Origin of the sequence: Inquilinus limosus MP06 (assembly GCF_000767795.1) — a bacterium.
In the GTDB taxonomy this organism is placed as follows: Bacteria; Pseudomonadota; Alphaproteobacteria; order DSM-16000; family Inquilinaceae; genus Inquilinus; species Inquilinus limosus_E.
Map to the genome: position 1 here is coordinate 1 of NZ_JANX01000536.1, position 4,364 is coordinate 4,364.

The 4,364-nt window shown below is 70.7% G+C and carries 3 protein-coding genes; 2 read left to right on the plus strand and 1 reads right to left on the minus strand.

All coding sequences use genetic code 11. The annotated features are described in order from the left end of the window. Positions 1-112 precede the first annotated feature (112 nt). On the minus strand, positions 113-1,615 hold the full coding sequence (locus P409_RS27765) for an ABC transporter substrate-binding protein (RefSeq protein WP_052121483.1): 1,503 nt from the start codon (positions 1,613-1,615) through the stop codon (positions 113-115). A gap of 177 nt (positions 1,616-1,792) precedes the next feature. On the opposite strand from P409_RS27765, the gene P409_RS27770 reads away from it, so the two are divergent. Together P409_RS27770 and P409_RS27775 are read left to right on the plus strand one after the other, a co-directional pair. Then, complete coding sequence (locus P409_RS27770) at positions 1,793-3,397, plus strand: serine hydrolase (RefSeq protein WP_161790488.1); 1,605 nt, start codon at positions 1,793-1,795, stop codon at positions 3,395-3,397. Between the two features lie 62 nt (positions 3,398-3,459). Next, a partial coding sequence (locus P409_RS27775; protein ID WP_034846039.1) for an anhydro-N-acetylmuramic acid kinase occupies positions 3,460-4,364 on the plus strand: 905 nt, incomplete at its 3' end.

Consider the following 4,364-nt stretch of genomic DNA (forward strand, 5'->3'; position numbering starts at 1 on the left):
TTTGGTGCCACGAGAGCCGAGTCCTTCGACCGGCAGCCCCCTCCCCCGCCCCCTCCCGCCAGGGGAGGGGGAGGGTTGAACAGACGCCGGTCCGCGAGAACAGCCACCCCCATCACTTCTCCAGCGCCGTCTGCCGCAGCGAGCGGGTGGAGCGGTTGCCGATGATCTCGTAGCCGGTCACGCCGTCGCGCACGGCGGTGAAGAGCTGGCCGTAGACCAGATGCGCGATCGGCCCGTCGCAGGCCAGGCGCTTCTGCAGGTCGGCATAGATCTCCCGGCGCTTCGCCGGGTCCAGCGTCGTCCGCCCGGCGTCGAGCAGCCTGTCGACCTCGGCGTCCGAATATTTGAACACGTTGGTCGAGCCGCCGGTGCGGAAGGTGCGGAACATGTAGCCGTCCGGGTCGGCGACGCCGCCATTGATCGAGGCGAAGAGCTGGAAGTTGGAGTTGCGCCAGTCCTGGATGAAGGTGCCCTGCTCCTGCACGTTCAGCGCGATGTCGAAGCCGGCGGCGTTCAGCTGGGCCTGCACCACCTGGGCGACGTCGACCACGTTCTGGTTCGACCCCAGCACCTTCAGCTCGGCCTTCAGCGGCACGGCCACGCCGGCCTCGGCCAGGAGTGCCTTCGCCTTCTCCGGATCGGCCGCGTAGCAGGGATAGTCCGAGACCGGCAGCGCCCAGTCCTTCAGCGCCGGCGACAGCGGCCCGCCGGGCTGGCCCTTGCCGAAATAGGCGGCCTCGACGATCTGGGTCCGGTCGATCGCGGTGTTCAGCGCCTCGCGCACCTTCGGATTGTCGAAGGGCGGCTTGGACACGTTCATGCCGACCAGGGTGTAGGACAGGTCGGTCGTCTCCAAGAGGGTGACACCGGGCGTGCCCTGCAGTGTCGCCGCCGTGGTCGGGTCGACATTCGGCAGCAGCTGGTAGGTGCCGCCGGAGATGCCGACCTGCCGGGTCGACGCCTCGGGCACGATGTTGATCTTGACCGCGTCGAGCTTCGGCAGCCCCTGCTGCCAGTAGCCGTCGACCTTCGCCAGCAGCAGATAGGTGTCGGGCACCCATTCCTTCAGCGTGAACGGGCCGGTGCCGTCGGTCCTGCGCTGCAGGTCGATGCCGCCGGTCGCCGCCGCGGCCGGCACGATCACGATCTGCGGCAGGTTGGCGAGGAACGGGGCCGAGGGTGTCGACAGCGTCACGGTCACCTGACGGTCGCCGGTAGCCTTGACCTCCTTCACCATGTCGATGCGGCTGGCATAGGGCGAGCCGGTCTTGGGGTCGCGCACCCGGGCGAAGCTGGCGGCGACATCGTCCGGCGTCACCAGCGACCCGTCATGGAACTTCGCGCCCGGGCGCAGGGTGAAGACATAGGTCAGCCCGTCGGGCGAGACGGTCCAGGATTCGGCGAGCTCCGGGACCACCTTCAGGTCCTTGTCGATCCCGGTCAGCCCTTCATAGATCGCGCCGTTGACCAGCACCGTGGCGAAGGAGGTGGCGACATGCGGGTCCAGGCCGACCGGCGACTGGTCGGTCGCGACCTCCAGCGTCTGCGCCGCCGCCAGCGGCCCGGCGAGGACCGCCGCCATCGCCGCCGACACCGCCAGCGACGCCCGAATCATCCGCCCCATCTCCAGCCCCCCTCTGTTGATTGAGGCCAGTAAGGCGCGTTCGCCGGGCCAGGTCAATCGATCGGGCACCGGCCGGCGCTTGGTTCTGCTTTGACGGCGGCGGGCCGGTTCGTGATAACAATGTTCCCCGTATAGGAAATTTTCATGCGCGATTTTCAGGAGGGATTGATGATCAACCGGCAGCCCGGGGCCAGCGGCGTGCCATCGGCCGCACCCGTCACACCCGCAGGGACGACCCGGCGGCGCATCGCAGTGGCGACGCTCGCCCTCCTCGCCCTGGCCGTCGCCGGTCCGGCCGCGCGGGCCGCGGAGGGCGAGACGCCGATGGACATGCGGATCCAGGCGCTGCAGCCCGAGCTCGCCTCCTATGTCACGGCCGGGATGAAGGCGTTCGACACGCCGGGCCTGGCCATCGGCATCGTCAGCGGCGACAGGCTGGTCTATGCCCGCGGCTTCGGCGTGCGCAGCAAGACCAAGGGTGGCGAGGTCGGGACCCGCACCGTGTTCCAGATCGGGTCCACCACCAAGGCGTTCCTCGCCGCCACCCTGGCGATCGCCGTGGACCGCGGCAGGCTGCGCTGGGACGACCGGATCGTCGACCTCGACCCCGAGTTCCGGCTGAAGGATCCCTGGGTGACGCGCGAGTTCCGGGTCTTCGACCTGCTCGCCCAGCGCTCCGGCCTGCCGCCCTACGCCAATGATTCGCTCGGCATCCTCGGGCTGGACGAGGCGGCGCTGATCCAGTCGCTGCGGAATGTCGAGCCGGTGTCGAGCTTCCGCTCCACCTTCGCCTACACCAACATCACCCATCTTCTGGCCGGCCGCATCGTCGCGCGCGGCGAGGGGGCGGCGGACTGGAACGCGGTGCTGCGCCAGGACCTGCTGGAGCCGCTGGGCATGGCCGAGACGTCGACCACCGCCGAGGCGATCGAGGCGGCGCCGGACCACACCCAGGGCCATCGCTGGACCCCCGACGGCACGGTGGAGGTGCCGTTCACCCCGATCTTCCCCTATGCCTTCGGCGGCGCCGGCGACATGAACTCCACCATCGAGGACATGGCGCGCTGGCTGCGCCTGCAGCTGCGCGACGGCAGCTTCGACGGGCGCCGCATCGTGTCGGCGGAGGCCATGGCGGCAACCCGGACCCCGCGGGTGGAGATCACCGACAAGGTGTTCTATGCGATGGGCTGGGTCGGCGTGCTGACCCCGAACGGCCGCGTCATCTGGCACAATGGCGGTACCCCGAGCTTCGGCGCCTATGTCGGCTTCGTGCCGGAGAGGGATGTCGGCGTCGTCGTCCTGACCAATGAGGAGAATGTCGGGTTCCCGGATGCCGTGGGCGCCTGGGTGCTGGACCGGCTGCTCGACAATCCGCGGGTCGACCATGCCGCGGCCGCGCTCGACGCCGCGAAGGCCCGGTACGCCGAGGCGGCGAAGGCGTTCGTGCGGCCGGAGCACCCGCAGCCGGCCCTGCCGCTGGCGTCCCTGGCTGGCGGCTATGCCGAGCCAAGCCTGGGCAAGGCGGTGCTGCGCCCGGACGGCGACGGCGCGGTGCTGGAGCTGCAGGAGGGCGGCGCCGCGTTGCGGCTGGAGCCGTGGGACGGCAGCGTCTTCATCATCCGCCAGCAGCCGGTGGGCCGGTTCGCCGCCATCGTCGAGAACAGCGGCCCCAGCCCGAGCGGCTTCGCCCAGTTCCAGATCGACACAAACGGCACGACGCCGCTGCTGCGCCTGACCATCGAGAATCAATCCTACGTGTTCCGGCGCGAATAGGAGGTCCCGCCCGGCCCGCTTCGGCGCTATCGTCGCGGACGAATCAAGCGGGGAGACCAAGCATGCCCGGAGCCCGGCGCACCGCGATCGGCCTGATGAGCGGCACTTCCATGGACGGCATCGACGTGGCGGTGATCGAGACCGATGGCGAGACCGTCTTCGCCCGCGGCGCCGCCTCGACCACGCCCTACACCGACGATGTGCGCAATGCCCTGCTGGCGGTGGCGCGCGACCCGGCCCGGGCCGAGCATGAGGCGCTGGCGGACCTCTCCGCCGCCGTTACCGACCTGAACGCCGCCGCGGTGCGCCGGCTGCTGCACGAGGCCGGGCTGGCGCCCGAAGCGATCGACGTGGTCGGCATGCACGGCCAGACTGTGCTGCACCGGCCGGAGCGGCGCTTCACCCGGCAGCTCGGCGACGGCGCCCGGCTGGCCGCCACGCTGGGCATCCCCTGCGTCAACGATTTTCGCTCCGCCGACGTCGCCGCCGGCGGCCAGGGCGCGCCCTTCGCGCCGCTGTACCACGCGGCCTTGGCCAAGGACCTGCCCCGGCCGCTGGCGGTGCTGAACCTGGGCGGCGTCGGCAACGTCACCGTCATCGAGGACGGCGCTATCACCGCCTTCGACACCGGCCCGGCCAGCGCCATGATCGACGACTGGGTGCAGCGCCACACCGGCGCCCGCTATGACGAGGACGGGCGGATCGCCGCCTCCGGCATCGTGGTGCGGGACCGGCTGGATGCCCTGATGGCCAATCCCTATTTCGACGCGCCGCCGCCGAAATCGCTGGACCGCAACGACTTCCCGATGGCGGCGGTGGACGGGCTGTCGCTGGCCGACGGCGCCGCCACCCTGGCCGCCTTCACCGTCGCCTCGGTCGCCGCGTCGCGCCGGCACTTCGCCGCGGCGCCCGGCCGCTGGCTGGTGACCGGCGGCGGCCGGCACAACGGCACGTTGATGAGCGGGCT